The organism is Enterobacter cloacae complex sp. IR5441 (assembly GCF_049238215.1).
Lineage (GTDB): Bacteria > Pseudomonadota > Gammaproteobacteria > Enterobacterales > Enterobacteriaceae > Enterobacter > Enterobacter hormaechei_C.
Genome location: NZ_JBMKIA010000008.1, coordinates 39,510 through 65,045, shown reverse-complemented (window position 1 = coordinate 65,045; position 25,536 = coordinate 39,510). Strand labels below are relative to the sequence as shown.

The following is a 25,536-nucleotide window of genomic DNA, read 5'->3' as shown; positions in this document are numbered from 1 at the left end:
ATCCCCTCTCCCCACCGGGGAGAGGGTTAGGGTGAGGGGAAAATTACTCAGCCTGGAGCTTAGACGGCGGCGCTGAGTGATAGTGCGCGTCCGCCTCCGCAAAGCGTTTCTGCATAGACGCAGACGGCGCTTTACCCAGCAGGCTAAACACCACGATACCGAGGCTGCCGAAGATGAAGCCCGGAATGATTTCGTACAGGCCCAGCCACGCGAACTGTTTCCAGACGATAACGGTTACCGCACCGATAATCATCCCCGCCAGCGCGCCGTTGCGGGTCATGCGTGACCACAGTACAGAGAACAGCACCACCGGACCAAATGCCGCACCGAAGCCCGCCCAGGCGTAGCTCACCAGCCCCAGGACGCGGTTTTCCGGGTTTGCCGCCAGCGCAATCGCCACCAGCGCAACCACCAGCACCATAAAGCGCCCTACCCACACCAGCTCTTTCTGGCTCGCGCCCTTACGCAGGAACGCTTTGTAGAGGTCTTCGGTGATGGCGCTGGAGCACACCAGCAGCTGACAGCTCAGGGTGGACATCACCGCCGCGAGGATCGCGGAGAGCAGAATACCGGCAATCCACGGGTTGAACAGGATCTGCGCCAGCTCGATGAACACGCGCTCGGCGTTCTGGTTCACCGCGCCCGCCTGCGCCGGGTTGTTGTTGAAGTACGCGATACCGAAGAAGCCGACCGCACACGCCCCCGCCAGACACAGGATCATCCACGTCATGCTGATACGACGCGCGTGAACGATGGTGTGGTGAGAATCCGCCGCCATGAAGCGCGCCAGAATGTGCGGCTGGCCGAAGTAGCCCAGGCCCCAGCCCATCAGAGAGACAATGGCGACGAAGTTCAGCCCTTTCAGCATATCGACGTTTTCGATGCTCTTCTGCTTGATCACTTCCAGCGATTCGCCAAAGCCGCCGACGGTGAAAATGACAATCACCGGAGTCAGGATCAGGGCGAAGATCATCAGGCTCGCCTGCACGGTATCGGTCCAGCTTACCGCCAGGAATCCGCCCACGAAGGTATAGAGGATGGTTGCTGCGGCGCCGGCCCACAGGGCGGTTTCATAGCTCATGCCGAAGGTGCTTTCGAACAGGCGCGCGCCCGCCACGATGCCGGAGGCACAGTAGATGGTGAAGAACAGCAGGATCACCACCGCGGAGATAATGCGCAGGATACGGCTGTTATCTTCAAAGCGTCCGGTGAAGTAGTCCGGCAGCGTCAGGGCGTTGTTGTTGGCTTCGGTGTGCACGCGCAGACGGCCTGCCACCAGCTTCCAGTTGATCCACGCGCCGACGGTCAGACCGATGGCGATCCAGCTTTCGGAGATACCGGAGATGAAAATCGCGCCCGGCAGCCCCATCAGCAGCCAGCCGCTCATGTCGGAAGCGCCCGCAGAGAGTGCGGTGACCATCGGGCCTAAGCTGCGCCCGCCGAGGATGTAGTCGTCAAAGTTTTTAGTGGAACGCCATGCCAAAAACCCTATCAGGATCATGCCAAAAATATAAACGAGAAATGTCACCAGCATCGGTGTGCTAATAGCCATTCAAATTCTCCAAAATGTCGAGCGACAACCGTCCGGGTTGCCTTGTTATGTCATCACCGGAACGTAGTGATGTGTGTATGTGTTTCCGTTGGGCGCGCTATCCTGCCGTATACGCATCCCACTGACAAACGATTTAACACTGCATTTACATGAATTTCATCCCTGGTTTTATACGTCTTTCCTATAGGTTGCACTCGCTCACGCTTTTACGGGTTGCACCTTTAAAAAGTGTTAAGCACCGCATAAAAACTAGGCTCAGAAACCGCCGCACGTTCTTTTTCACAGCTAACTAATCGTTAACAATCCATTCATTTTCCAGCTTGCAGACCAGGTCACATTTAACACGGTTGCACAAAGTTGCAACATGGTGGATATTTCACGCTATCAACAGAACGCTATTACAGAACAACAGGAGTTTTGGCATGGGGATGACCACCATGGGGGTTAAGCTGGATGACGCTACCCGCGAACGGATTAAAACCGCTGCGACCCGCATCGACCGCACACCGCACTGGTTAATCAAGCAGGCGATTTTTAACTATCTGGAAAGACTGGAGAGTGAAGAAGGTCTGCCGGAGCTGCCTGCCCTGCTGGCGGGTGCAGCGAACGAAAGCGAAGAGGCCGCGACGGCCGTTGAAGAGAACCACCAGCCGTTCCTGGAATTTGCCGAGCAGATCCTGCCGCAGTCCGTCAGCCGCGCCGCCATTACCGGCGCTTACCGCCGCGCCGAAACCGACGCCGTGCCGATGCTGCTGGAGCAGGCGCGCCTGCCGGAAGCCGTTGCCGCCCAGGCGCACAGCCTGGCGTATCAGCTCGCCGACAAGCTGCGTAACCAGAAAACCGCCAGCGGACGCGCCGGTATGGTGCAGGGTCTGTTGCAGGAGTTCTCCCTCTCCTCGCAGGAAGGCGTGGCGCTGATGTGTCTGGCGGAAGCGCTGCTGCGTATTCCGGATAAAGCCACCCGCGATGCCCTGATCCGCGACAAAATCAGCAACGGCAACTGGCACTCCCACATTGGCCGCAGTCCGTCCCTGTTCGTTAACGCCGCCACCTGGGGCCTGCTGTTTACCGGCAAGCTGGTCTCCACCCATAACGAAGCCAACCTGTCGCGCTCCCTGAACCGCATCATCGGCAAGAGCGGCGAGCCGCTGATCCGCAAGGGCGTGGACATGGCGATGCGCCTGATGGGCGAGCAGTTCGTCACCGGGGAAACCATTGCCGAAGCGCTGGCGAACGCCCGCAAGCTGGAAGACAAAGGCTTCCGCTACTCCTACGACATGCTGGGTGAAGCGGCGCTGACCGCCGCCGACGCGCAGGCCTACATGGTCTCTTACCAGCAGGCGATCCACGCCATCGGTAAAGCGTCCAACGGTCGCGGTATTTATGAAGGTCCGGGCATCTCTATCAAGCTTTCCGCCCTGCACCCGCGCTACAGCCGTGCGCAGTACGACCGGGTGATGGAAGAACTCTACCCGCGCCTGAAGTCCCTGACCCTGCTGGCGCGCCAGTATGACATCGGCATCAACATCGACGCCGAAGAGGCGGACCGTCTGGAGATCTCCCTCGACCTGCTGGAAAAACTGTGCTTCGAGCCGGAGCTGGCGGGCTGGAACGGAATTGGTTTCGTTATCCAGGCCTACCAGAAACGCTGTCCGTTCGTCATTGACTACCTGATTGATCTGGCCAGCCGCAGCCGTCGCCGCCTGATGATCCGTCTGGTGAAGGGCGCCTACTGGGACAGCGAAATCAAACGCGCCCAGATGGAAGGTCTGGAAGGTTATCCGGTCTATACCCGCAAGGTCTATACCGACGTCTCTTACCTCGCCTGCGCGAAAAAACTGCTCGGCGTGCCGAACCTGATTTATCCTCAGTTCGCCACCCACAACGCCCACACCCTGGCGGCGATCTACAGCCTCGCGGGTCAGAACTACTATCCGGGCCAGTACGAGTTCCAGTGCCTGCACGGCATGGGTGAACCGCTGTACGAGCAAGTGACCGGTAAAGTGGCCGACGGCAAGCTGAACCGTCCGTGCCGAATCTATGCCCCGGTAGGTACCCACGAAACCCTGCTGGCCTACCTGGTGCGTCGTCTGCTGGAGAACGGGGCGAACACCTCCTTCGTTAACCGCATCGCCGATACCACCCTGCCGCTGGACGAACTGGTGGCCGATCCGGTACAGGCCGTTGAGAAGATGGCGGCGCAGGAAGGCCAGATTGGTCTGCCGCATCCGAAGATTGCCCTGCCGCGCGAGCTGTATGGTGCAGGTCGCGTCAACTCGGCGGGTCTGGATCTCGCCAACGAACACCGTCTGGCGTCGCTCTCTTCTGCCCTGCTAAACAGCGCATTGCAGAAGTGGCAGGCCAGGCCGATCCTTGAGCAGTCCGTTGAGGACGGTGAAATGCAGCCGGTGATCAACCCGGCAGAGCCGAAGGATATCGTCGGCTACGTGCGCGAAGCCACGGAAACGGAAGTGGAGCAGGCCCTGGAGAGCGCGGTGAACAACGCGCCAATCTGGTTTGCCACCCCGCCGCAGGAGCGTGCCGCCATTCTGGAACGCGCGGCGGTGCTGATGGAAGATCAGATGCAGCAGCTTATCGGCATTCTGGTGCGTGAAGCGGGTAAAACCTTCAGCAACGCCATCGCCGAAGTGCGCGAGGCGGTCGACTTCCTGCACTACTACGCCGGTCAGGTGCGCGATGATTTCGACAACGAAACCCACCGTCCGCTCGGCCCGGTGGTGTGTATCAGCCCGTGGAACTTCCCGCTGGCGATCTTCACCGGCCAGATTGCCGCGGCGCTGGCCGCAGGCAACAGCGTGCTGGCAAAACCGGCAGAGCAGACCCCGCTGATTGCCGCCCAGGGCATTAACATTCTGCTGGAAGCGGGCGTACCGGCGGGCGTGGTGCAGCTCCTGCCAGGGCGCGGTGAAACGGTCGGGGCCAAACTGACCTCCGATAACCGCGTGCGCGGCGTGATGTTTACCGGTTCGACCGAAGTGGCCTCCCTGCTGCAACGCAACATCGCCACCCGTCTGGATGCGCAGGGCCGTCCTACCCCGCTGATCGCTGAAACCGGCGGCATGAACGCCATGATCGTGGACTCCTCCGCGCTCACCGAGCAGGTCGTCGTTGACGTGCTGGCATCTGCCTTCGACAGCGCGGGCCAACGCTGTTCCGCCCTGCGCGTACTGTGCTTACAGGATGACGTGGCTGACCACACGCTGAAGATGCTGCGCGGTGCGATGGCGGAATGCCGCATGGGCAACCCGGGCCGTCTCACCACCGACATCGGGCCGGTCATCGACGCGGAAGCCAAAGCCAACATTGAAAATCACATTCAGACCATGCGTGCCAAAGGCCGTCCGGTGTTCCAGGCGGTGCGCGAGAACAGCGAAGATGCCCGCGAGTGGCAGACAGGCACCTTCGTGCCGCCAACGCTGATTGAGCTGGCAAGCTTCGACGAGCTGAAAAAAGAGGTCTTCGGTCCGGTACTGCACGTGGTGCGCTACAACCGTAACAACCTCAACGAGCTGATCGATCAGATCAACGCCTCGGGTTACGGCCTGACGCTTGGCGTGCATACCCGTATCGACGAAACCATTGCCCAGGTGACCGGCAATGCTAAAGTCGGCAACCTGTACGTCAACCGCAACATGGTTGGCGCGGTCGTGGGCGTGCAGCCGTTCGGCGGTGAAGGTCTCTCCGGCACCGGCCCGAAAGCGGGCGGTCCGCTCTATCTGTACCGCCTGCTGGCAAACCGTCCGGAAAATGCGCTGGGCGTGACGCTGGCGCGTCAGGACGCGGAATATCCGGTAGATGCGCAGGTGAAAGCCGTGCTGACCCAGCCGCTGGACGCGCTGATTAAGTGGGCTGAAAATCGTCCCGAGCTGCATGCGATTGCACAGCAGTACGGCGAGCTGGCGCAGGCGGGAACACAGCGTCTGCTGCCGGGTCCAACCGGTGAGCGCAACACCTGGACGCTGATGCCGCGCGAGCGTGTGCTGTGCGTGGCGGATAACGAGGAGGATGCACTGGTGCAGCTGGCAGCCGCAACGGCAACGGGCTGTGAGGTGCTGTGGCCGGAAGATGCCCTGCATCGCGACCTCGCCAAACAGTTGCCAAAAGCGGTCTCGGCCCGCATTCGCTTTGCGAAGGCCGATGCCCTGCTGACCCAGCCGTTTGACGCGGTGATCTACCACGGTGATTCCGACCAGCTGCGCGAACTGTGCGAGCAGGTGGCGGCCCGCAGCGGCGCGATTGTCTCGGTGCAGGGCTTCGCCCGCGGGGAGACCAACCTGCTGCTGGAGCGCCTGTACGTTGAGCGTTCGCTCAGCGTTAACACCGCGGCGGCGGGCGGTAACGCCAGCCTGATGACAATCGGTTAATCGTGTAAACTCTCCCCGGTGACGCTACGCTTACCGGGGCTACAAAATAGCCCAGGCCGGATAAGCACAGCGTATCCGGCTTTTTTACATGGAGGGGATGATGAAAAGAGTATTTCTCGCAGGTGCAGCCCTGCTCATGAGCGCCAGCGCGCTGGCCGACGAGTGCGATAACGCGACCACCCAGCTTGAACTGAACACCTGTAGCGCGCAGCAGTACCAGGCCGCCGATAAAAAGCTCAACGAGACGTATCAGGCTGCCATCAAACGTGCGGCAGCGCCTCAGCGCGATCTGCTGAAAAAGGCGCAGCAGGCGTGGATCAACCTGCGCGATGCGGACTGTGCGTTTATCGGTTCGGGTACGGAAGGCGGGAGCGTTCAGCCAATGATCGTTAACCAGTGTCTGGCGGAGAAAACCGCGGAGCGCGAAGCGTTTCTGGCCACGCTGATGCAGTGTGAAGAGGGCGACTTAAGCTGCCCTCTTCCGCCGGGGAACTAGCGCACGCGGATCCCTTCGATAATCATCCGCTGTACGTTTTCCAGGGTGCTCTGGAAAAACGTCTCGTCCTGGAGCGTTTTACCGGTCACCGCCTCGACCTGGGCCGCGAAGTCAGCGTAGTGCTGGGTTGAGGCCCAAATCATGAAGATCAGATGATGCGGATCGACGGGCGCCAGTTTTCCGCTGGCGACCCATCCGGCAATAATGGCCGATTTATCGTCCACCAGCTGCTTTAAATCGCCGGTCAGCTCCGCCTGCAACAGCGGCGCGCCCTGCAACATCTCCAGGCAGAACAGCCTTGATGCCTGCGGGTAATCACGCGATACCTCCAGCTTCAGGCGTATGTACTCCTCTATCGCCACCAGCGGGGCCAGCTCTTCGCGAAATGCCTTGAGAGGTGCCAGCCAGATATCGAGGATCTGCTGCATCACCGCGATATAGAGCGCCTCTTTTGACGGGTAGTAGTAGAGCAGATTGGTTTTGGACACCCCGGCCTGCTCCGCCACCTGCTCAAGGCGCGTACCGTGAATACCAAACTGCGAAAATGTCTCCAGCGCAGCGCTGAGGATCGCCTGTTTCTTGGCGCTCACCGCCTGCGAACGTTTACCGGGTGTTTTCACTGCGCCTTGTGTCATTTTCGCTCTCCATTTTCTGTCCTGCGCTCAGCATAGCAAAACCCCCGTCTCGCCACGACCTTCTGCACCCTCAGCGCGCATGAGTGCCTGTTTTCTGTGCAATGATTTTGACCATCCAGTCCACATTTTCGCTGTTAATTTTAACAACCATCATTTAACACATTAATAACAAAGTGATTTTCAAAACTGGCACTGCCTTTGCAAAAACATCGTGACACCTGCGACGTAATGAAGAGAGGTTCGTGATGAAAATTGGCGTATTTGTACCGATCGGCAACAACGGCTGGCTTATCTCGACCACTGCCCCGCAATACATGCCGACCTTTGAGCTGAATAAAGCCATCGTGCAGAAAGCGGAGCACTACCACTTCGACTTTGCGCTCTCGATGATCAAGCTGCGCGGTTTCGGCGGTAAGACCGAATTCTGGGACCACAACCTGGAGTCTTTCACCCTGATGGCGGGCCTGGCGGCGGTAACCTCGCGCATCCAGATTTACGCCACCGCCGCCACCCTTACCCTTCCCCCGGCAATCGTGGCGCGGATGGCCTCCACCATCGACTCCATCTCCGGCGGGCGCTTTGGCGTTAACCTGGTCACCGGCTGGCAAAAGCCGGAGTACGAGCAGATGGGGATCTGGCCGGGGGACGATTACTTCTCCCGTCGTTACGACTACCTGACTGAATATGTGCAGGTGCTGCGCGATCTATGGGGCACCGGCAAAAGCGATTTCAAAGGCGACTTCTTTACCATGAACGACTGCCGCGTCAGCCCGCAGCCGTCGGTGCCGATGAAGGTGATATGCGCCGGACAGAGCGACGCGGGAATGGAATTCTCGGCGAAATACGCCGACTTCAACTTCTGCTTCGGCAAAGGCGTTAACACCCCGGCCGCCTTCGCGCCCACCGCGGCACGCATGAAAGCGGCCGCCGACAAAACCGGGCGCGACGTGGGCTCCTACGTGCTGTTTATGGTGATTGCCGACGAAACCGACGACGCCGCGCGCGCCAAATGGGAACGATACAAGGACGGCGCGGATGACGAAGCGCTGAGCTGGCTTACCGAGCAGAGCCAGAAGGATACCCGCTCCGGCGCGGACACCAACGTTCGCCAGATGGCCGACCCGACGTCTGCCGTCAATATCAACATGGGCACCCTGGTTGGCTCGTATGCCAGCGTGGCCAGAATGCTCGACGAAGTGGCTGCCGTGCCCGGCGCCGAAGGCGTGCTGCTGACCTTCGATGATTTTCTCACCGGCGTGGAAACTTTCGGCGAGCGCATTCAGCCGCTGATGCAGTGCCGCGCCCACATCCCTGCCGTGACGAAGGAGGTGGCGTAATGACGACCCTCAACGCTCGCCCGGAAGCCATTACCTTTGACGCGCAGCGCAGCGCGCTGATCGTGGTGGATATGCAAAACGCCTATGCCAGTAAAGGCGGGTATCTGGATCTGGCCGGGTTTGACGTCTCCACCACGCAGCCGGTGATTGAGAACATCAAAACCGCCGTGAGCGCCGCACGTGCTGCGGGCATGCTGATCGTCTGGTTCCAGAACGGCTGGGACGACCAGTACGTCGAGGCTGGCGGTCCCGGCTCACCCAACTTTCACAAATCCAACGCCCTGAAAACCATGCGCCAACGGCCCGAACTCCAGGGCACGCTGCTGGCGAAAGGCGGCTGGGATTATCAGCTGGTGGATGAGCTGGTACCGGAATCCGGCGATATCGTGCTGCCGAAACCGCGCTACAGCGGCTTTTTCAATACCCCGCTCGACAGCCTGCTGCGCAGCCGGGGCATTCGCCATCTGGTCTTTACGGGCATTGCCACCAACGTGTGCGTGGAGTCGACCCTGCGCGACGGCTTTTTCCTCGAGTATTTTGGGGTGGTGCTGGAGGATGCCACCCATCAGGCCGGGCCGGATTTTGCCCAGAAAGCCGCCCTGTTCAATATCGAAACCTTTTTTGGCTGGGTCAGTAACGTCAATGATTTCTGCGACGCGCTGGATCCCCCGCTCGCCCGCATCGCCTGAGGAGAACCGCTATGCCGAAATCCGTGATTATTCCGCCGGGCACCAGCACCCCGATTGCCCCGTTTGTCCCCGGCACCCTCGCCGACGGCGTGGTGTATGTCTCGGGCACGCTGCCGTTTGATAAAGACAACAACGTGGTGTTTATCGATGACCCAAAGGCGCAAACCCGCCACGTGCTGGAGACAATCAAAACCGTGATCGAAACGGCGGGTGGGACGATGGAGGACGTGACCTTCAACAGCATCTTTATCACCGACTGGAAAAACTACGCCGCGATTAACGAGATTTACGCGGAGTTTTTCCCCGGCGATAAACCGGCGCGGTTTTGCATCCAGTGCGGGCTGGTAAAGCCCGAAGCGCTGGTTGAAATTGCCACCGTTGCGCACATCGCGAAGTGAGGCGGCCATGATACTGTCCATTTCACCGCCCCCCTTTGCGGGCGCGCCCGTGGTGGTACTGATTGCCGGGCTCGGCGGCAGCGGCAGCTACTGGCTGCCCCAGCTCGCCGTGCTGGGGCAGGAGTATCAGGTGGTGTGCTACGACCAGCGGGGCACGGGGAACAACCCGGATACCCTGCCGGAAGACTACACCCTCGCACACATGGCCGACGAGCTTGCGCTGGCGTTAGCCGGGGCCGGGATCGCCCGTTACTGCGTGGTCGGCCACGCGCTGGGGGCGCTGGTCGGTCTGCGGCTGGCTATCGATAAGCCCGACGCCCTCACCGCGCTGGTCTGCGTCAACGGCTGGCTGACCCTCAATGCCCATACCCGCCGCTGTTTTGACGTTCGCGAACGTCTGCTGCATGCGGGCGGGGCGCAGGCGTGGGTAGAGGCACAGCCGTTGTTCCTCTACCCGGCAGACTGGATGGCCGCCCGCGCCCCGCGGCTGGAGGCCGAGGACGCGCTGGCGCTGGCCCATTTTCAGGGCAAAGCCAATCTGCTGCGCAGGCTGCATGCCCTTAAACAGGCCGATTTCAGCCGCCACGCTGCACGCGTTCGCTGCCCCGTGCAGATTATCTGTTCCACCGACGATCTGCTGGTGCCGTCCGTCTGCTCCGCTGAACTGCACGCCGCCCTCCCGCACGCCCGCAAAACGGTCATGCGCCAGGGCGGGCATGCCTGCAACGTTACCGCGCCGGACACCTTTAACACTCTGCTGCTGAACGGGCTTGCCAGCCTGCTGCACAGCCCAGAACCCGCTTTGTAAGGAGCTTGAATGAGCGAAGCCATCACGCCCGCCGCGCTGGAAACGCTGTTTACCGGCGCACGTACCCATAACGGCTGGCTGGATATACCGGTCAGTGACGAGACGCTGCGCGAGATTTATGACCTGATGAAATGGGGGCCGACGTCCGCCAACTGCTCCCCGGCGCGCATTGTGTTTGTGCGAAGCCCGGAAGGAAAAGAGAAGCTGCGCCCGGCGCTCACCAGCGGCAACCTGGAGAAAACGCTCACGGCCCCGGTCACGGCGATTGTCGCCTGGGACAGCGAGTTTTATGAGCGCCTGCCTGAACTGTTCCCGCACGGCGATGCCAGAAGCTGGTTTACCGCAAGCCCCGCGCTGGCGGAAGAGACCGCCTTTCGCAACAGTTCGATGCAGGCCGCGTACCTGATTTTCGCCTGTCGCGCGCTCGGGCTGGACACCGGGCCGATGTCGGGTTTTGACCGGGAAAAAGTGGACGCGGCCTATTTCACGGGCACGCTGCTCAAAAGCAATCTGCTGATTAACATCGGCTATGGCGATACGACCAAACAGTACGGACGCCTGCCGCGTCTGGCCTTTGACGATGCCTGCGGGCTGGCGTAAGGAGCGAATGTGATGACACCGGATAAACAAACCTTTCGCGACGCTATGGCCTGCGTCGGCGCAGCGGTCAATATCATCACCACCGACGGCCCGGCGGGAAAAGCGGGCTTCACCGCCAGCGCGGTATGCAGCGTAACCGATTCCCCGCCCACTCTGCTGGTTTGCCTCAACCGTGGCGCGTCCGTCTGGTCGACGTTTAGCGAAAACCGCACCCTGTGCGTTAACACACTGAGTGCCGGACAGGAGCCATTATCCAACCTGTTTGGCGGTAAAACGCCGATGGCGGAACGCTTTGCCGCCGCTCGCTGGCAAACGGGCGACACGGGCTGCCCGCGTCTGGAGGACGCGCTCGCCTCGTTCGACTGCCGTATCAGCCAGGTGGTCAGCGTCGGTACTCACGACATTCTGTTCTGCGACATTGTATCCATCGTACGCCACCCGGCGCCGCAAGGGCTGGTGTGGTTTGACCGCGGCTATCACGCACTTATGCGACCCGCCTGTTAATCCGCATTCAGGAGACAGATCATGTTCGGACTTCCCCACTGGCAGTTGAAATCGACCTCCACAGAAGCAGGCGTGGTCGCGCCGGATGAAAGGCTCCCGCTCGGGCAGACCATGGTGATGGGCGTGCAGCATGCGGTCGCGATGTTTGGCGCGACGGTGCTGATGCCCATGCTGATGGGGCTGGATCCTAACCTCGCCATTTTGATGTCGGGTATGGGTACCCTGCTGTTCTTTTTTGTCACCGGCGGGCGTGTGCCCAGCTATCTGGGCTCCAGCGCCGCCTTCGTGGGGGTGGTCATTGCAGCGACCGGGTTTAACGGTCAGGGTATTAACCCCAACCTGAGCGTGGCCCTCGGCGGCATTATCGCCTGTGGGCTAGTCTACACCCTGACCGGTCTGGTGGTGATGAAAGTCGGCACGCGCTGGATCGAGCGAATGATGCCCCCCGTCGTCACCGGGGCGGTGGTGATGGCGATAGGCCTGAACCTCGCGCCGATTGCGGTGAAGAGCGTATCCGGCTCGCCGTTTGAAAGCTGGATGGCGGTGATAACGGTGCTGTGCATCGGCGTGGTGGCGGTCTTTACGCGCGGCATGATCCAACGGCTGCTGATCCTGGTCGGGCTGATTGCGGCCTGTCTGATCTACGCGCTGCTGGCGAACGTGTTCGGTCTCGGCAAACCGGTTGATTTCACACTGATTCACCAGGCCGCCTGGCTCGGCCTGCCGCAGATGACCTCCCCCACCTTTAACGCTCAGGCGATGATGCTCATCGCGCCTGTCGCGGTGATTCTGGTGGCTGAAAACCTGGGCCACCTGAAAGCCGTAGCGGGAATGACCGGGCGCAATATGGATCCGTATATGGGGCGGGCGTTTGTGGGAGACGGTCTGGCGACCATGCTCTCCGGCTCGGTCGGCGGCAGCGGCGTGACCACCTACGCGGAAAACATCGGCGTGATGGCAGTGACCAAAGTCTATTCGACGCTGGTCTTCGTGGCGGCGGCGGTGATGGCGATGCTGCTCGGTTTTTCCCCAAAATTCGGCGCATTGATCCACACCATCCCGGCCCCCGTGATTGGCGGCGCCTCGATTGTGGTATTTGGTCTGATTGCCGTCGCGGGGGCACGCATCTGGGTGCAGAACCATGTTGATCTGAGCCAGAACGGTAACCTGATCATGGTGGCGGTAACGCTGGTGCTGGGGGCGGGTGATTTCGCCCTGACGCTGGGCGGGTTTACGGTGGGCGGGATTGGCACGGCGACCTTCGGCGCGATCCTGCTCAACGCCCTGCTGAGCCGCCGGAAAAGGGATGTACCGCAAGGAAAAGCCATCACCCCCTCCACCTGAAATACGTGCCGCTTTCTTGCCGGGTGACGCTACGCTTACCCGGCCTACAATTGGCAAGTAGGCCCGCGCAAGCGAAGCGCCGCCGGGCTAAACGGGCAGGCTGCGCGTTATTAGCTATCTGCCCCTTGTTCAGCGCTCAATCCGGCAGTCGCCTTACGTCGTTTTTTTAACTTCAACTCGCTCACCAGCACCCCGGCGATAATAAACGCCGCGCCCACCAGCGCCAGCAGCGGCAGACGCTCCCCGGCGAGTCGCCCGAAAATACCCGCCCATACCGGTTCACCGGTATAAATGACCGTCGCCCGAGTTGGGGATACGCTGCGCTGCGCCCAGTTCATGGTGACCTGGATAATGGCGCTGAAAATGCCCAGCCCCAGCGCCACGACGATAAGCCCGGTAGACATCGGCGGGACGGACTCCCCTGCCGGCACCATCGTCGCGAACGCCACCAGCGACGCGGTGGTAAGCTGCACCACCGTCACCCGCTTGACGTCCACTTTTCCTGCCCAGGCGCTAATCAGAATAATTTCTGCCGCAATGGCGACGGCCCCCACCAGAGTGATGATCTCCCCCGGCCCCAGCGCCAGCAGATTATTTTCCGGCCCGGCTAATAAAATAAGTCCGATGAACGCCAGCACGATGCCAATGCACGACATCAGGCCCGGCATTCTGCCGAGGCACAGCCACTGCAACAGCGGCACCAGCGGTACGTACATGGCGGTGATGAAGGCGGATTTACTGCTGGAGATAGACTGGAGCCCCCACGTTTGCAGGCTGTAGCCCATGGCAATCGCCACACCAATGGTGACACCCGCCTTAAGCTCTCTCAAGGTCAACCCGCGCAGGGTTTTCAGCGAAATAAGCGCCACGGCAATCGCCGCGGTTGCAAAGCGCAGCCCTACAAAGAAAAACGGATCGCTTATCGTGACCGCGTACTGAACGGCAAGAAAGGTTCCGCCCCAGAACATGGTGATCAAAATCAGGATCGCTTCCTGAGGCTTAATGGAGAAGGTAAAACGGGAAACGGACATGGGACACCAGCACGAAGAATCAATCCTGTAGTGTGCGATGCCTTTGATGACAGTTCAATGTAGCAGACATAAAAAAACCGCCGGGAAACCCGGCGGCAGGGAGTTAACCCGGCGTACTACTTGTTGCTGCCGTGGCTATTTTTACCCCCTTTTTTACCAGCCTCTGATGCGCGCTGAGGGTCGTTTTTGAAGTTGCCCCCGCTAGACTGGCCACCTTTACGACCTGCTTCTGATGCTCTTTCACGGTCTTCAGCGAAATTACCTGAACCACCACGATGGTTTGCCATCTCTAACCTCCAGAGTGTGAAACATTAGACATCATATTGCATTCAGTAAAAGAGGATTCTTTCACCTCGCGGCTCAAGGACAGTGCCTTTATCTGTGCCGCGTGAAACTAAGCTTAGTGTAATGCGGCTATCCGGCAAGCGAGAGGTAATATTCTGCAACATGATCTCAGCCTTTCGTATGAAATATCGGGGAAGTTATTCATAAGCCATTCTTATATTTTGAAAAATCCGCGCCGCGAAAGTTGTTTCATTTTGCTACAAGGCGCGTAACCAAAAGATATTGTTATATATCAAAGAAATGCCGTTCATTTTTGCAGTCTGGCTGTGATGTCATATCTTTAAAGGAACGCAGCGATCCGCTGTAAGAAAAACCAACGAGGAGTGATGCAAAATGGCAAAAGTTCTGGTGCTCTATTATTCCATGTATGGACACATTGAAACCATGGCTCACGCAGTAGCAGAAGGCGCAAACAGAGTAGACGGCGTTGAGGTCGTGGTTAAACGCGTACCGGAAACCATGCAGGCGGAAGCCTTCGCCAAAGCCGGGGGGAAAACACAAAACGCCCCGGTCGCCACCCCGCAGGAGCTCGCGGACTATGATGCCATTATCTTCGGCACCCCGACCCGCTTCGGCAATATGTCCGGCCAGATGCGCACCTTCCTCGACCAGACGGGCGGGCTCTGGGCCTCCGGCGCGTTATACGGCAAGCTGGCCAGCGTGTTCAGCTCTACCGGCACGGGCGGCGGCCAGGAGCAGACGATCACCTCCACCTGGACTACTCTTGCCCATCATGGGATGGTGATTGTGCCGATTGGCTACGGCGCGCAGGAACTGTTCGATGTTTCCCAGGTTCGTGGCGGGACACCGTATGGTGCGACCACCATTGCCGGTGGCGATGGTTCACGTCAGCCAAGCAATGAAGAACTTTCAATCGCCCGCTATCAGGGTGAATACGTCGCGGGTCTTGCCAAAAAACTGAACGGCTAACCCAACAGGAGGACAAGTATGCCAACTCAAGAATCCAAAGCTCACCACGTGGGCGAATGGGCAAGTTTACGCAATACCTCTCCGGAGATTGCCGAAGCCATCTTTGAAGTCGCCAATTATGACGAAAAGCTGGCTGAGCAGATTTGGGAAGAAGGCAACGATGAAGTGCTAGTTCGCGCCTTCGAAAAAACCGACAAAGACTCGCTGTTCTGGGGCGAGCAAACCATCGAACGTAAAAACGTCTGAACGTTCCCCCCGCCCACGCGGGGGGTTATCTTCTATTTCGCCGCGTTGTTCATCACCGCATTGAATTTATCGACAGGACAGAAGCCGTTGCCATCCACCGGACAGCCCTTCAGCTCCAGCGTCACGCGCTGCGCAGGGGATTGCAGCGACAGTACGCTGGCGTTACGCAGTTGCTCTGAACTCTGGTAGACATACTCAATTTTCATCAGCTCCTGATTAGTGTTTTTGTCATGCCAGCGCTGGAAGACAATTTTACCGCCAATCGGGGTTCTTTCCTGCTGGTCGTGCAGCTGATAAGGCCTGAAGTCCAGCGCGGTCAGCAGCGAGGCGATGTTGGAGTCGTGCCCCACCAGCAGGGTGATTTTTGGCGCTTTTGCCTGTTCGGTCACCAGCGCTTTATCAATGTACTTCACCAGCGGTTTAGCCACGTTCTGCGCCACCTCCGTCGACGTAAACAGCGAGTCCTGATAGCCGTTTTTCAGCTTCGACAGCACGCGCCACTGCTGATCGGTTTTGATTTCCCCCCAGGCCACCTGGTCTGTCGGGAAGCCTTCGTAATACTGAAGCGTGAACGCATCAACCAGCGAGTTACCCACCTTCAGCGGCCCAGAGACGCCCGGCTCTTTTTCATAATCGGCGCTGAACGTATCTTTCGCCTCCGTCAGGGAGCAGACTTTTTTCTCCTTGCAGGACGGCGATTCGCTGTAGTTTGTCAGCTGTTCCAGCAGTTTGTAGCTTTCATCCAGCTGCATTTTCTGCCGTTCCGTCTCCATCGCTTTCAACGCTTTCTCGCGAAACTCAGGGGAGTTATCGGTAATGACCGGATTGAAGGTGGGGTCCATGGTGCCCATTTTTTCCTGGTGATGCACAGGAACATCGCACCCGGGGAACGCGCCGGTGATAAAGAACTGCGCGGTCGCCACGGTGCGCTGGAGGCTGTTGGCGTAGGCATAGACGGCATCCGCTGGCGGGCATTCACCCGTCTTCACCATCCCCTGCTCTGCCAGCCACTCGCGCATATAGTGACCCATATACACTTCCAGTACGCCGCCTTTGGTGGTGAGCTGTCCACCCGGGACGTCCCACTCCGGCCACTGCTTCGGCGTGGACTGCTCCAGCACGCTGCCGTTATTGGCAAGCGGCGCGCGCAGGTTGTGGCGGCTCATGATGAGCACCTGTTCCAGCTGATAGCCGTCCGGCGTGTCCTGCGCCTGTGCGCCAAAGGTCACGGAAAGGGTACCTGCCACGGCAACTGCGAGTAGTGCTTTTCTCATCCCTAATTCCTCACACGTTTTTAATGTCGCCCTGAGTGTGACAGATCCGTGACAGGTTTTTCGGGAAGCATTTCTCAAACTGATGATTAACGTGCTTACGGCGTGTGCCGATGAGTTTTATAAAAAAACCATACCCCACCGGAGAATTCGCTGTGAAACGTACCCGCCTTGAAGAGAGCACCTGCCCCGTCGCCCGTTCGCTGGATATTATCGGCGACTGGTGGTCGCTGCTGATTGTTCGCGACGCGCGCTGCGGGGTCGCAGTCGATATTCTGGTGGCCTATCTCACCGATGAAGCGGGGATCCGCGCTACGTAAAACAGTAGCCTAACGCTGAAGCTGGTCGCCGTATTCGCTCATCCAGGCGGCCAGCGGCGAGAGTGCGTCCTGAAGGGTTAGCCCCAGCTCGGTGATCTGATACTCCACGCGCGGCGGGATCTCCGGGTAGACCGTTCGCGTCACCAGCCCGCGCTGCTCAAACAGGCGCAGCTGCTTCGTCAGCTCTTTCTGGGTGATGGGGGCAGCGGCACGCAGCAGATCGCCAAAGCGAACGGGCGTATTGAACACAATCAGGCGATAGAGAATGGGGATCGCCCACTTACCGGAAATCAGGTTCACAAACTGCGTCATCGGGCAGGTATACGCCTCAGATTTTTTTTCGCAGCACGCTTCCAGCAGCTCTGCCATTTCACACCTCTTGCCTCGTTAGTATCCATTTGGTACCTGGTTTCCTTTCGATACTAACGTTTCTATAGTGCTTTCTCCAGAGACATTTCAGGAGAAGAACATGGGTCGTTTAACCGATAAGTATACGTTGATTACCGGCGGCACCAGCGGTATCGGTCTCGCCACCGCGCAGGCGTTTATCGCCGAAGGGGCGCGCGTCGCCGTGACCGGACGCAACCCGGATACCCTCGTCGAAGCAGAGCGCATTCTGGGCGATAAGGCCTGGGTGATCCCAACCGACGCAGGCGATATTTCGTCGCAAAAAGCGCTGGCGGAGACCCTCACCGCCCGCTGGCCACGCCTGGATGCGGTCATTCTCAACGCCGGTGACGTAACGCACGCGCCGCTGGAAGCCTGGCAGGAAGAGGCCTGGGATCGTCTGATGAACATCAACCTGAAAGGACCGTTCTTTTTAATTCAGGCGCTGCTGCCGCTGCTGAATAACCCATCCTCGGTGATCCTCTGCGGCTCCGTGAGCGCGCGCATCGGCCTGCCCACCAGCAGCGCGTATGCCGCGAGCAAGGCCGCCCTGCTGTCGCTGGCGCGTACACTGTCGGCGGAGCTGCTGCCGCGCGGGATCCGCGTCAACGGTCTGAGTCCCGGTCCGGTGGAAACCCCGGCGTTTACGAAAACGGGCTTAAGCGACGAGGCGCTTAACGCGATGATGGCAGAGGTCATTAAGCTGGTGCCGCTGGGCAGAATGGGCTCGACGACCGAGCTGGCAAAAGCCGCACTCTATCTGGCCTCCGACGAGTCGAGCTACACGGTGGGAACGGAACTGCTGGTGGACGGCGGAATGGGGAGCCTGTAATTCAAAAGGCGCTGATGCCGGTGACCGCGCCGACATACAGCGCCGCCCACGCACAGGCGGAAAGCAGGCTGACGGCGTAGACCTTGACGGCGTTCAGCCTGAGCATCCCGGCCGCCAGCGGGACGATGTAACGCAACACCGCCAGGAAGCGCGACGTAAAAAGCACGATGACTCCGTTCTTTTGCAGCTGATGCTGGACCCGCAGGAACTTATTGGCATGCTTTGAGGTGAAGCGCGTGACCATCCGGGTATGCCCCATCAGTTGGCCGATATGGTAATTCAGCACCGAACCCGCCGTTGCCCCCATCACCACGGCGAGCCACGTCAGCGCAGGATGCATGCTCCCCTGGCTGACGGTAATGCCTGCCAGCAGCATCACCGACGCGGGCGGCAGCACGGAGGAGATCAGCACCGTCGATTTGCTCAGCGCCATCACGAATAACAGCACAAACAGATGTGCCGGATATAGCGCAAAATGATTCAGCAGGTTATCAAACCATGTCATTTTCCCCTCCCCCGTTAATAATTTAATTGTCCATTTAAAATGAATAACCTTAAATAAACCCTCAACATTTTATTAATAAGATTTACCTAAACCGTTCTTAAACATTATTTAATTTTCTGAGCACTAAATTTAAACAGGCGTATTATCCCTCTCGTTTTACAACGATCTCGTTATGGCGAGGCTCCTGTACAAATACACGTTATCGCTCTGGTGGGTTCGAGAGAACCGGCACAGGGTAAAACAGGCACTGTCGAATCAAGGCTTTGTCAGTATAACTTCCCTTGTGGGATACGGTGTACAGTGCTGAACCCAGGACGTGGGGATCTCCTTTCCGACATGCCCTGTCTTGCTCGCCCCTGAGAGATTTTATTATTCAAAGGGAATTTACTATGTCTTACGCTATTCACAACCAAAACCTGGCTTTTAATGACAGCGCCATCGCGCAATATATGAATACCGATTTTATCGTTATCGATATTTCATTATGCGTAGCTCTGGCACGCGAGCAGTTCTTTGAAAAATTAAAAGATGATGATATTCCGTCGCATATTTTTATCGAAGATAACGGTCGCCTCGCAGGTTTAATCGCCGTACGCAAATTATTGCAGGCCACGGATACCGTGCAGCCTGTTAAGGGGTTGATGATATCGGATTTTATTCAGCTCAAACCGGAAGATGAGCGGGCGGATGTCGCCGGGCTGCTGGCGCACGCGGGTGCGGATGTAGTGCCGGTGGTGACCCACGGCAAGCTGGTGGGCTGCCTTACCGAGCGTGAAATCGCCCATCTGCTGGAAGATGACGTTACTGAAGATGCCCAGCTTCAGGGGGCGACGCTGCCGCTGGAGAAGCCCTATCTGGAAACCAGCGCCTTCAGCCTGTGGAAGAAACGCTCCGTCTGGCTGCTGCTGCTGTTTGTTGCGGAAGCGTATACCAGTTCGGTGATCCAGCATTTTGAAGAGGCGCTGGAATCTGCCATCGCGCTGGCGTTCTTTATTCCGCTGCTGATTGGCACCGGCGGAAACAGCGGGACGCAGATCACCTCGACGCTGGTGCGCGCCATGGCGCTGGGTGAAGTCCACCTTCGCGATGTGGGTCGCGTGCTGCGCAAAGAGATCAGCACCTCGTTAATGATTGCCGCCACGCTGGGTCTGGCGGGCTGCGTTCGCGCCTGGATGATGGGTATTGGGATGGAAATCACGCTCATCGTCAGCCTGACGCTGGTCTGCATTACACTGTGGAGCGCCATCGTCTCGTCGGTGATCCCGATGGTACTGAAACGCTGCAAAATCGATCCGGCGGTAATCTCCGCACCGTTTATCGCCACGCTAATCGACGGGACCGGGCTGATTATCTACTTCAAAATCGCGCAGTATACGCTGGGGCTGGAATAACGAAAAAACCCTGCGATATTGCTATCGCAGGGTTTTCGAATTTGGCGGAAGCGTAGAGATTCGAACTCTAGAACCCTTTCGGGTCGCCGGTTTTCAAGACCGGTGCCTTCAACCGCTCGGCCACGCTTCCAAAGTGAGGCGCACTATAAACATCTCTGAGCATGATGTAAAGCACGAATTTGCATAACATTACACGTCTTCCGTCCTCCCCTTCCGTCCCGCTGATTTCTTCGCCATCGACTGGCTAAAATGTAAACATTTATTTTTACATTCATAACGTTTATTAGATTCGCGGGTGGTCATTTAGACTCTTTTTCGCACAACACCCATTAACCGTAGATCACTGCGATAAGAGATTAGCCATGACTTTATTTAACGACGATTATGAATTTTTTATTTATCAGTGATAACTATTACCTTTGCCATGGTGTATCAAGCTCCCTGACATCAACCCATTTGATTCGCGATGACGCGGATATTCACGATCTTGATGGGGTCGATCAGGCAATGGATTTTATCATTGCGATTGAACAGGATAAGTTACGCAATAAAACCATTCGGCAGGTCAAAAAAGTTAAGCGTGATTACATTGTCCTGATGCATGAGATAGAAGCCAACCGCGCAGTGAGAATCGATAATATTATCTATTCGTCGATGCATTTTACTGCTCACCCTTTTCAGCAGCTGATGCGCTTTTACCGGGCGCTCAGGACACACTCCTTTACGCGACGCGAATATGACGTGCTGAAGCTGTTTCATTTGGAAAACCATGAGATCGCGAAAAAGCTGCAACTGTCACAAAAAACGACCAGCACCTACCGCGTGAGGATCCTCGAGAAATTAAATATGCGCTCAAAAAACATTCTGGCGATGACCCGTGTAAAATCGGTGATCGTCGATTAAAAGCTGTAACATTTTGCCTTGCCACAAAAAAACCGGGCCGTCACGTTTCGCCCTGAGGGGGTTTGGCTGGCGCGGTATACCAGTTCTCTTTGGCAACCATTACGCTGCCCTCTGGCTGCATAACAAAATTCGGGGACATGATCTGCACGTTAAATTCGTTAAACACATCCTGTATCTGGCTATGCAGTTCATTGCGGGCAACCGCGAGGGACTGTTCGGGCAGCAGACGGACCTGCAATTCGTAAGCGATATACCAGTCCATTAACCCTAACTGGCGTACCAGCGGCGGCTCGGAAAGGTCAATCCCTTTTGCCCGTTTCGCGGCCAGCTCCAGCATGGCATGCACCTGACGCCATGGGGTGTCATAACCGATCGTGACGCTGACCGTCAGATTGAGGCTGCCATCGGGCTGTAGCGCGCTCAGATTGGTGATCTTACCGCTCACCACCACCGCGTTGGGCACGGTAACGACATAATTTTCCCGGGTAATAATTTTGGTCGCCAGCATGCCAATTTCACTGACCTTGCCTTCGTTATCCGCCACCCGAATGACATCGCCTTTGCGCAGAGCGCGGGAGTAAATCAGGACCAGACCGCTCATGGCATGGTTCATCACCCCTGCCGAGCCCAGCGTTAACATCAGGCCAAAGAAGACGCTAATACCTTTAAACGCCAGCGAGTTCGCACCGGGAAGAAACGGCCAGGCGGCGGAGAGAGCAAATAGCCAGACGGCAACGGAAATGAGCTTACGGGTAGCCCCCACGGTTTCCGGATGTACGCCGGGAAGTTGCAGACGACCAGCCTCCACCTGATTGAGCACCATCTTAAGAAGCTTCAGAATAAATGCGGTAATGAGGAAAATGATCAGCACAATCGTCAGCCCCGGCAAGGCCGAGACAATCGCCAGGGCGATTTGCTGCACCACGCGAAGCGTCCAGTCTCCCAGCGACGTGCCCCACACCCGCGTCCACGGAAACAGACTGAATGCCCAGCTCAGCCAGACGTAAAAGCCGATCAACCCCAGCAGGAACATCAGCAAGGCGTAAAGCCGAATCTCAATTGCGCCAATGTACCGCCGCCAGCTTTGCGGCACCCGGCTGCGATTCTCCACAATACGCCGACGGTAGACGCGCCGGAACCAGCGCCAGGATCGCCACGCGCCGTAGCAGAGCAGCAACAGCGCCAGCAGGCCAGCGGCTGTTTTTACCGTCGACAGCGCCAGCCAGCCGGTATCGTATTGATCGCGCAGCGCCATCCTCTGCGCTTCCATGCGCGCCAGCACGCGCTGTGCGGCCTGATCGAGGGTAAGATCGTCGCCTTCGTCTAAATCCCCTTCTGTCAGCAGCATCACAGGTTTACCGTTCATCACTATCAGCCGTCCCTGCTGGTTATAGCGGGTCACGGGGACGATGCTGAGCGGCTCACGCACATCCGCCTCGGTAAAATTGCGCAGGGTGTTGCGGATGCGTAAAACGCGCTCTTCCGGCGTGGTCAGGCCAAATTTCGCCTGGAGCATGACGATGGGCTGATGGAAGATGTAGACCGTTCGGGCGCGCTCCTGCTCCGTAGGCGCCTGGCGGGGCTCTGCGGCATACGATGAGAAGGCGCTCAGGGCGGCAAAACAGAACGCAAACGCGAGCAGGATCTTATTCATCCTCACTACCCCAGGTCAGAAATCTTGTTATTTTTCAGGCAACCCGCGAATGCCAGGTGGGTATGTTGAGAATAGTCCAGCCTTTCGTTTCTGCAACAAGCGAGGGTGAGCGTGTTGCTCTCAGTCACAATATATGTATTATGTTATAACATAACAATTTTGGATTGCGTTTTATGTTACTCAAAAAAGGGTTATTTCTGGCTTCACTGCTCACCATAGCGCCTGCCGCTTTCGCCGCTACCACCTGGCCACTCACGATTGAAAATTGCGGCGTAAAGCAGACCTTTACGCAGGCTCCTCAGCGCGTCGTGACCGTGGGTCAGCATGAAACAGAATTACTGCTCGCACTGGGGCTGGAGAAAACGATCGCCGCGACGTCAGTCTGGTTCGGCAAGCTCCCGGCCCCGCTGGAGGATGCCGGAAAAAACCTCCCCCGGCTTGCAGATAATTCCCCCTCCTTTGAAGCCGTGGCAGGGCAGAAACCTGAACTCGTTCTCGCGCAGTATCACTGGCACATTGGTCCGCAGGGAGAAGTGGGAACCCGTGAGCAGTTTGCCTCGCTGGGGATTAATACGTGGATCTCCCCTGCCGACTGCACGGATAAAACGGTAACGGAAACCTCAAACGCAGACGGAGCACGTAGCGCGCCGTTTTCACTGGCGGAAATTACACGGGAAGTGACGGATCTGGCGACGATTTTTGATGTTTCCGCGCGAGGTGAGCAACTCAATCGTGCGCTGACGGAACGTATTAAAAAGGCCCAGGCGCGCGCCTCCGCGAAACCACTTAGCGTTGTATTCTGGTTCTCCAGCAGCCGTCTGAATGGCGATCCCTGGGTGGCGGGGAATTACGGCGCGCCAGGCTGGATCAGCCGCACGCTGGGGTTGAAGAACATTATTGACTCTCACGACGAATGGCCCGCTGTAACGTGGGAACATATAGCCCGATCGCAGCCGGACATGATTGTTATCGCCGGGATGTCCCGCAGGCTCTACCCTGCCGATGACGTTGAGGTAAAAAAAGCGTTCTTGCGCAGTGACCCGGTGACAAAGAACATGCCTGCGGTCAGGAACAACCACATCATCGTGGTGCCAGCGATGTCGTTAAACCCTTCATTGCGTAACGTCGATGCGGTTGAGCTTATCAGCGATCGGCTGGCTACTTTCCGGGATGACAATGAGTCATTTCGCTTTTGACCGCCGCCAGCAGGGTTTACTGGCAGCAGGTGCCATGGCGCTGCCGCTGATGCTGGTCTTTGCCGCCAGTATCGGTGATATGCCGGTGTCGTATGCCAGTACCGGGAAAGCGATCCTCAACGGACTGGGTTTGACCTCTTATGCGTTGCCGCAAATGGAGGAAGGTATCGTCTGGCAATATCGCATGAGCCGGGCAGTAATGGCCGCGTGCAACGGCGGCGGCCTGGCGTTGTGCGGGCTGGTGTTACAGTCGATCCTGCGTAACCCTCTGGCTGAGCCTTATCTGCTGGGGATTTCCGCGGGCGCATCGCTGGGGGCCGTCTGCGTGATGCTTCTCGGCATCGGGGGTAGCGTGATTGGCGTAAGCAGCGGTGCGTTTGTCGGCTCGTGCGCCGCCTTTGCGCTCATCATGGTGATAACAAACGGGATGAGTGAAAGCCCGTCGCGCATTTTACTGGCCGGTATTGCAGGCACCCAGCTCTTCAACGCCATGACCGCGTACGTCGTCAGCACATCCGCCAATGCCGAGCAGTCCCGTAGCGTCATGTTCTGGCTGCTGGGAAGTCTGAGCGGCGTGCGCTGGCCTGACGCGCTGCTGGCGCTGGCCGTTACGCTTGCGGGTTTACTGGTGGTATTGCTCTTTTCACGGGCGCTGGACACCTTCACCTTCGGGGATGAGGTCTCCACCACGCTGGGGATCCCGGTTACCGCCGTGCGTATTGTCTTATTGCTGACCTGTGCCATTGTTACCGCAACGCTGGTGAGCGCCACGGGCGCAGTGGGGTTTGTCGGGCTGGTCATTCCCCATGTAACGCGCATGCTATGTGGGCCGGGCCATCGTCTATCTATCCCGCTGACGTTTCTTATCGGCGCCCACTTTATGATCCTCGCCGATATCGTCTCACGCACGCTGATTGTGCACCAGGTTCTGCCCATCGGGGTGGTGACTGCGCTGGTAGGCGCCCCCGTCTTTGTGGCGTTGCTTTATCAAAACCGAAAGGAGCATCCATGAATATTACTGTGGCCGGGTTAACCGTAACCCGACAAGCGCAGACGGTGCTTAAGGATATCGATCTCGACCTGCCATCCGGGCAGATTATCGGCCTGTTAGGGCCAAACGGCTCGGGCAAGTCGACGCTGCTGCGCTGTCTCGCCGGGCTGTTTCCACGACTCAGCGAACGCGTGGCGCTTAATGGCACAACGCTCGGCATGATGCCGCTGAAAAAACGCGCGCAGCACATGGCGTTTGTCCCGCAACATGCTGAGGTCGACGGAGAACTGACCGTTGAGGACATTGTCAGACTGGGGCGTACGCCCTACCGGAAAACATTCCAGAAAACCTCGCGCGACGATGAGGCTGCGGTTGAGCAGGCGATTGGCCTGATGCAGTTATGCCGCTTACGCCAGCGGCGATGGCACTCTTTGTCTGGCGGAGAGCGCCAGCGAAGCCAGATAGCCCGCGCGCTGGCCCAGCAGCCGCAGGTGCTGTTGCTCGATGAACCGACAAACCACCTGGACATTCAGCACCAGCTGGAGCTGATGCGGCTCGTTTCACAGCTGCCGCTTACGGTGGTGGTTGCACTGCACGATCTCAATCTTGCGGCCAATTATTGCCAGCGTCTGATCCTCCTGAAGGCCGGGCAGATCGCCGCCACGGGCGCGCCAGAAGCGGTTCTGACGCCGGCAAACATCGAGGACACCTGGTGCGTAAAAGCTCAGGTCTGCAAGGCCGACGCCGGGATCACGATAAGCTATAACATGGTGGCATGACGGAAGC

Annotated in this window: 25 protein-coding genes, 1 tRNA gene, 1 pseudogene and 1 riboswitch; of the genes and pseudogenes, 18 read left to right on the top strand and 9 right to left on the bottom strand. The window is 58.2% G+C overall.

What is annotated here, in order from left to right:
- Nucleotides 1-43: 43 nt before the first annotated feature.
- The gene (gene putP, locus ACOTX5_RS11235) at nt 44-1,552 is read right to left on the bottom strand and encodes a sodium/proline symporter PutP (protein WP_017384768.1); all 1,509 of its coding nucleotides are present in this window, start codon (nt 1,550-1,552) and stop codon (nt 44-46) included.
- A gap of 422 nt (nt 1,553-1,974) precedes the next feature.
- Between putP and putA the strand changes: the two genes are divergently transcribed.
- Together putA and ACOTX5_RS11225 are read left to right on the top strand one after the other, a co-directional pair.
- Complete coding sequence (gene putA / locus ACOTX5_RS11230; protein WP_032670923.1) at nt 1,975-5,937, top strand: trifunctional transcriptional regulator/proline dehydrogenase/L-glutamate gamma-semialdehyde dehydrogenase; 3,963 nt, start codon at nt 1,975-1,977, stop codon at nt 5,935-5,937.
- A gap of 100 nt (nt 5,938-6,037) precedes the next feature.
- Entirely contained in the window at nt 6,038-6,433 is a 396-nt protein-coding gene (locus tag ACOTX5_RS11225) for a lysozyme inhibitor LprI family protein (protein ID WP_045911602.1), read from the top strand.
- On the opposite strand, the gene rutR is transcribed toward ACOTX5_RS11225, so the two are convergent.
- Nucleotides 6,430-7,068 carry an HTH-type transcriptional regulator RutR gene (gene rutR / locus ACOTX5_RS11220; protein ID WP_045911601.1) on the bottom strand — a complete coding sequence of 213 codons (639 nt, stop codon included), beginning with the start codon at nt 7,066-7,068 and terminating at the stop codon, nt 6,430-6,432. The genes ACOTX5_RS11225 and rutR overlap by 4 nt on opposite strands.
- A gap of 245 nt (nt 7,069-7,313) precedes the next feature.
- Between rutR and rutA the strand changes: the two genes are divergently transcribed.
- Genes rutA through rutG form a run of 7 tightly spaced genes read left to right on the top strand, consistent with a single transcriptional unit; the run spans nt 7,314 to nt 12,748 of the window.
- Nucleotides 7,314-8,405, top strand: a complete 1,092-nt coding sequence (gene rutA, locus ACOTX5_RS11215; protein ID WP_003858092.1) for a pyrimidine utilization protein A — start codon at nt 7,314-7,316, stop codon at nt 8,403-8,405.
- A complete protein-coding gene (gene rutB / locus ACOTX5_RS11210) occupies nt 8,405-9,094 on the top strand; it encodes a pyrimidine utilization protein B (protein ID WP_045911600.1) in 690 nt (229 codons plus the stop codon). The genes rutA and rutB overlap by 1 nt, the downstream gene beginning before the upstream one ends.
- Before the next feature lie 11 nt (nt 9,095-9,105).
- A complete protein-coding gene (gene rutC / locus ACOTX5_RS11205) occupies nt 9,106-9,492 on the top strand; it encodes a pyrimidine utilization protein C (protein ID WP_015570870.1) in 387 nt (128 codons plus the stop codon).
- A 7-nt stretch (nt 9,493-9,499) separates the two neighbouring features.
- Nucleotides 9,500-10,300: a pyrimidine utilization protein D gene (gene rutD / locus ACOTX5_RS11200; protein WP_045911599.1), complete on the top strand. Its 801-nt coding sequence runs from the start codon at nt 9,500-9,502 to the stop codon at nt 10,298-10,300.
- Between the two features lie 9 nt (nt 10,301-10,309).
- Nucleotides 10,310-10,900 carry a malonic semialdehyde reductase gene (locus ACOTX5_RS11195; protein WP_017384774.1) on the top strand — a complete coding sequence of 197 codons (591 nt, stop codon included), beginning with the start codon at nt 10,310-10,312 and terminating at the stop codon, nt 10,898-10,900.
- A 12-nt stretch (nt 10,901-10,912) separates the two neighbouring features.
- Entirely contained in the window at nt 10,913-11,404 is a 492-nt protein-coding gene (rutF, locus tag ACOTX5_RS11190; RefSeq protein WP_040117474.1) for an NADH-dependent FMN reductase RutF, read from the top strand.
- Nucleotides 11,405-11,425: 21 nt separating this feature from the next.
- Nucleotides 11,426-12,748: a pyrimidine utilization transport protein G gene (gene rutG / locus ACOTX5_RS11185; RefSeq protein ID WP_047727484.1), complete on the top strand. Its 1,323-nt coding sequence runs from the start codon at nt 11,426-11,428 to the stop codon at nt 12,746-12,748.
- 110 nt (nt 12,749-12,858) lie between these two features.
- Here the strand turns inward: rutG and ACOTX5_RS11180 are convergent, their stop codons facing one another.
- Entirely contained in the window at nt 12,859-13,779 is a 921-nt protein-coding gene (locus ACOTX5_RS11180; RefSeq protein WP_045911597.1) for a DMT family transporter, read from the bottom strand.
- 116 nt (nt 13,780-13,895) lie between these two features.
- Nucleotides 13,896-14,066 (bottom strand): general stress protein, encoded by a 171-nt coding sequence (locus tag ACOTX5_RS11175; protein ID WP_001273664.1) that lies wholly within the window; start codon nt 14,064-14,066, stop codon nt 13,896-13,898.
- Between the two features lie 391 nt (nt 14,067-14,457).
- On the opposite strand from ACOTX5_RS11175, the gene wrbA reads away from it, so the two are divergent.
- Together wrbA and ACOTX5_RS11165 are read left to right on the top strand one after the other, a co-directional pair.
- A complete protein-coding gene (gene wrbA, locus ACOTX5_RS11170) occupies nt 14,458-15,054 on the top strand; it encodes an NAD(P)H:quinone oxidoreductase (RefSeq protein ID WP_006809323.1) in 597 nt (198 codons plus the stop codon).
- 18 nt (nt 15,055-15,072) lie between these two features.
- The gene (locus tag ACOTX5_RS11165) at nt 15,073-15,300 is read left to right on the top strand and encodes a YccJ family protein (RefSeq protein ID WP_006809324.1); all 228 of its coding nucleotides are present in this window, start codon (nt 15,073-15,075) and stop codon (nt 15,298-15,300) included.
- A gap of 32 nt (nt 15,301-15,332) precedes the next feature.
- Here ACOTX5_RS11165 and agp read toward each other — a convergent pair whose 3' ends face one another.
- On the bottom strand, nt 15,333-16,574 hold the full coding sequence (gene agp / locus ACOTX5_RS11160; protein ID WP_045911596.1) for a bifunctional glucose-1-phosphatase/inositol phosphatase: 1,242 nt from the start codon (nt 16,572-16,574) through the stop codon (nt 15,333-15,335).
- A gap of 152 nt (nt 16,575-16,726) precedes the next feature.
- Here agp and ACOTX5_RS11155 point away from each other — a divergent pair.
- Nucleotides 16,727-16,834, top strand: a pseudogene (locus tag ACOTX5_RS11155) (winged helix-turn-helix transcriptional regulator); the annotation flags it as partial.
- A gap of 66 nt (nt 16,835-16,900) precedes the next feature.
- Here the strand turns inward: ACOTX5_RS11155 and ACOTX5_RS11150 are convergent.
- Nucleotides 16,901-17,260, bottom strand: a complete 360-nt coding sequence (locus ACOTX5_RS11150; protein WP_017384779.1) for a winged helix-turn-helix transcriptional regulator — start codon at nt 17,258-17,260, stop codon at nt 16,901-16,903.
- Between the two features lie 100 nt (nt 17,261-17,360).
- Between ACOTX5_RS11150 and ACOTX5_RS11145 the strand changes: the two genes are divergently transcribed.
- Complete coding sequence (locus ACOTX5_RS11145) at nt 17,361-18,110, top strand: SDR family oxidoreductase (protein WP_234101231.1); 750 nt, start codon at nt 17,361-17,363, stop codon at nt 18,108-18,110.
- Between the two features lies 1 nt (nt 18,111).
- Here the strand turns inward: ACOTX5_RS11145 and ACOTX5_RS11140 are convergent, their stop codons facing one another.
- Complete coding sequence (locus ACOTX5_RS11140) at nt 18,112-18,615, bottom strand: DedA family protein (RefSeq protein WP_015570881.1); 504 nt, start codon at nt 18,613-18,615, stop codon at nt 18,112-18,114.
- A 159-nt stretch (nt 18,616-18,774) separates the two neighbouring features.
- Nucleotides 18,775-18,944: riboswitch (M-box (ykoK) riboswitch) on the top strand.
- A gap of 60 nt (nt 18,945-19,004) precedes the next feature.
- Between ACOTX5_RS11140 and ACOTX5_RS11135 the strand changes: the two genes are divergently transcribed.
- Nucleotides 19,005-20,006, top strand: coding sequence for a magnesium transporter (locus ACOTX5_RS11135; RefSeq protein WP_047727486.1), 1,002 nt, complete (start codon nt 19,005-19,007; stop codon nt 20,004-20,006).
- 42 nt (nt 20,007-20,048) lie between these two features.
- Here the strand turns inward: ACOTX5_RS11135 and ACOTX5_RS11130 are convergent.
- Nucleotides 20,049-20,136 (bottom strand) — tRNA-Ser (locus tag ACOTX5_RS11130).
- 254 nt (nt 20,137-20,390) lie between these two features.
- Here ACOTX5_RS11130 and ACOTX5_RS11125 point away from each other — a divergent pair.
- On the top strand, nt 20,391-20,909 hold the full coding sequence (locus ACOTX5_RS11125; RefSeq protein ID WP_047727487.1) for a LuxR C-terminal-related transcriptional regulator: 519 nt from the start codon (nt 20,391-20,393) through the stop codon (nt 20,907-20,909).
- 40 nt (nt 20,910-20,949) lie between these two features.
- Here the strand turns inward: ACOTX5_RS11125 and ACOTX5_RS11120 are convergent, their stop codons facing one another.
- A complete protein-coding gene (locus tag ACOTX5_RS11120) occupies nt 20,950-22,563 on the bottom strand; it encodes a mechanosensitive ion channel family protein (RefSeq protein ID WP_045911593.1) in 1,614 nt (537 codons plus the stop codon).
- Between the two features lie 173 nt (nt 22,564-22,736).
- On the opposite strand from ACOTX5_RS11120, the gene ACOTX5_RS11115 reads away from it, so the two are divergent.
- Genes ACOTX5_RS11115 through ACOTX5_RS11105 form a run of 3 tightly spaced genes read left to right on the top strand, consistent with a single transcriptional unit; the run spans nt 22,737 to nt 25,529 of the window.
- The gene (locus tag ACOTX5_RS11115; RefSeq protein WP_045911592.1) at nt 22,737-23,759 is read left to right on the top strand and encodes an ABC transporter substrate-binding protein; all 1,023 of its coding nucleotides are present in this window, start codon (nt 22,737-22,739) and stop codon (nt 23,757-23,759) included.
- Complete coding sequence (locus ACOTX5_RS11110; protein WP_045911591.1) at nt 23,740-24,771, top strand: FecCD family ABC transporter permease; 1,032 nt, start codon at nt 23,740-23,742, stop codon at nt 24,769-24,771. The genes ACOTX5_RS11115 and ACOTX5_RS11110 overlap by 20 nt, the downstream gene beginning before the upstream one ends.
- Entirely contained in the window at nt 24,768-25,529 is a 762-nt protein-coding gene (locus ACOTX5_RS11105; RefSeq protein WP_015570887.1) for an ABC transporter ATP-binding protein, read from the top strand. The genes ACOTX5_RS11110 and ACOTX5_RS11105 overlap by 4 nt, the downstream gene beginning before the upstream one ends.
- Nucleotides 25,530-25,536 lie beyond the last annotated feature (7 nt).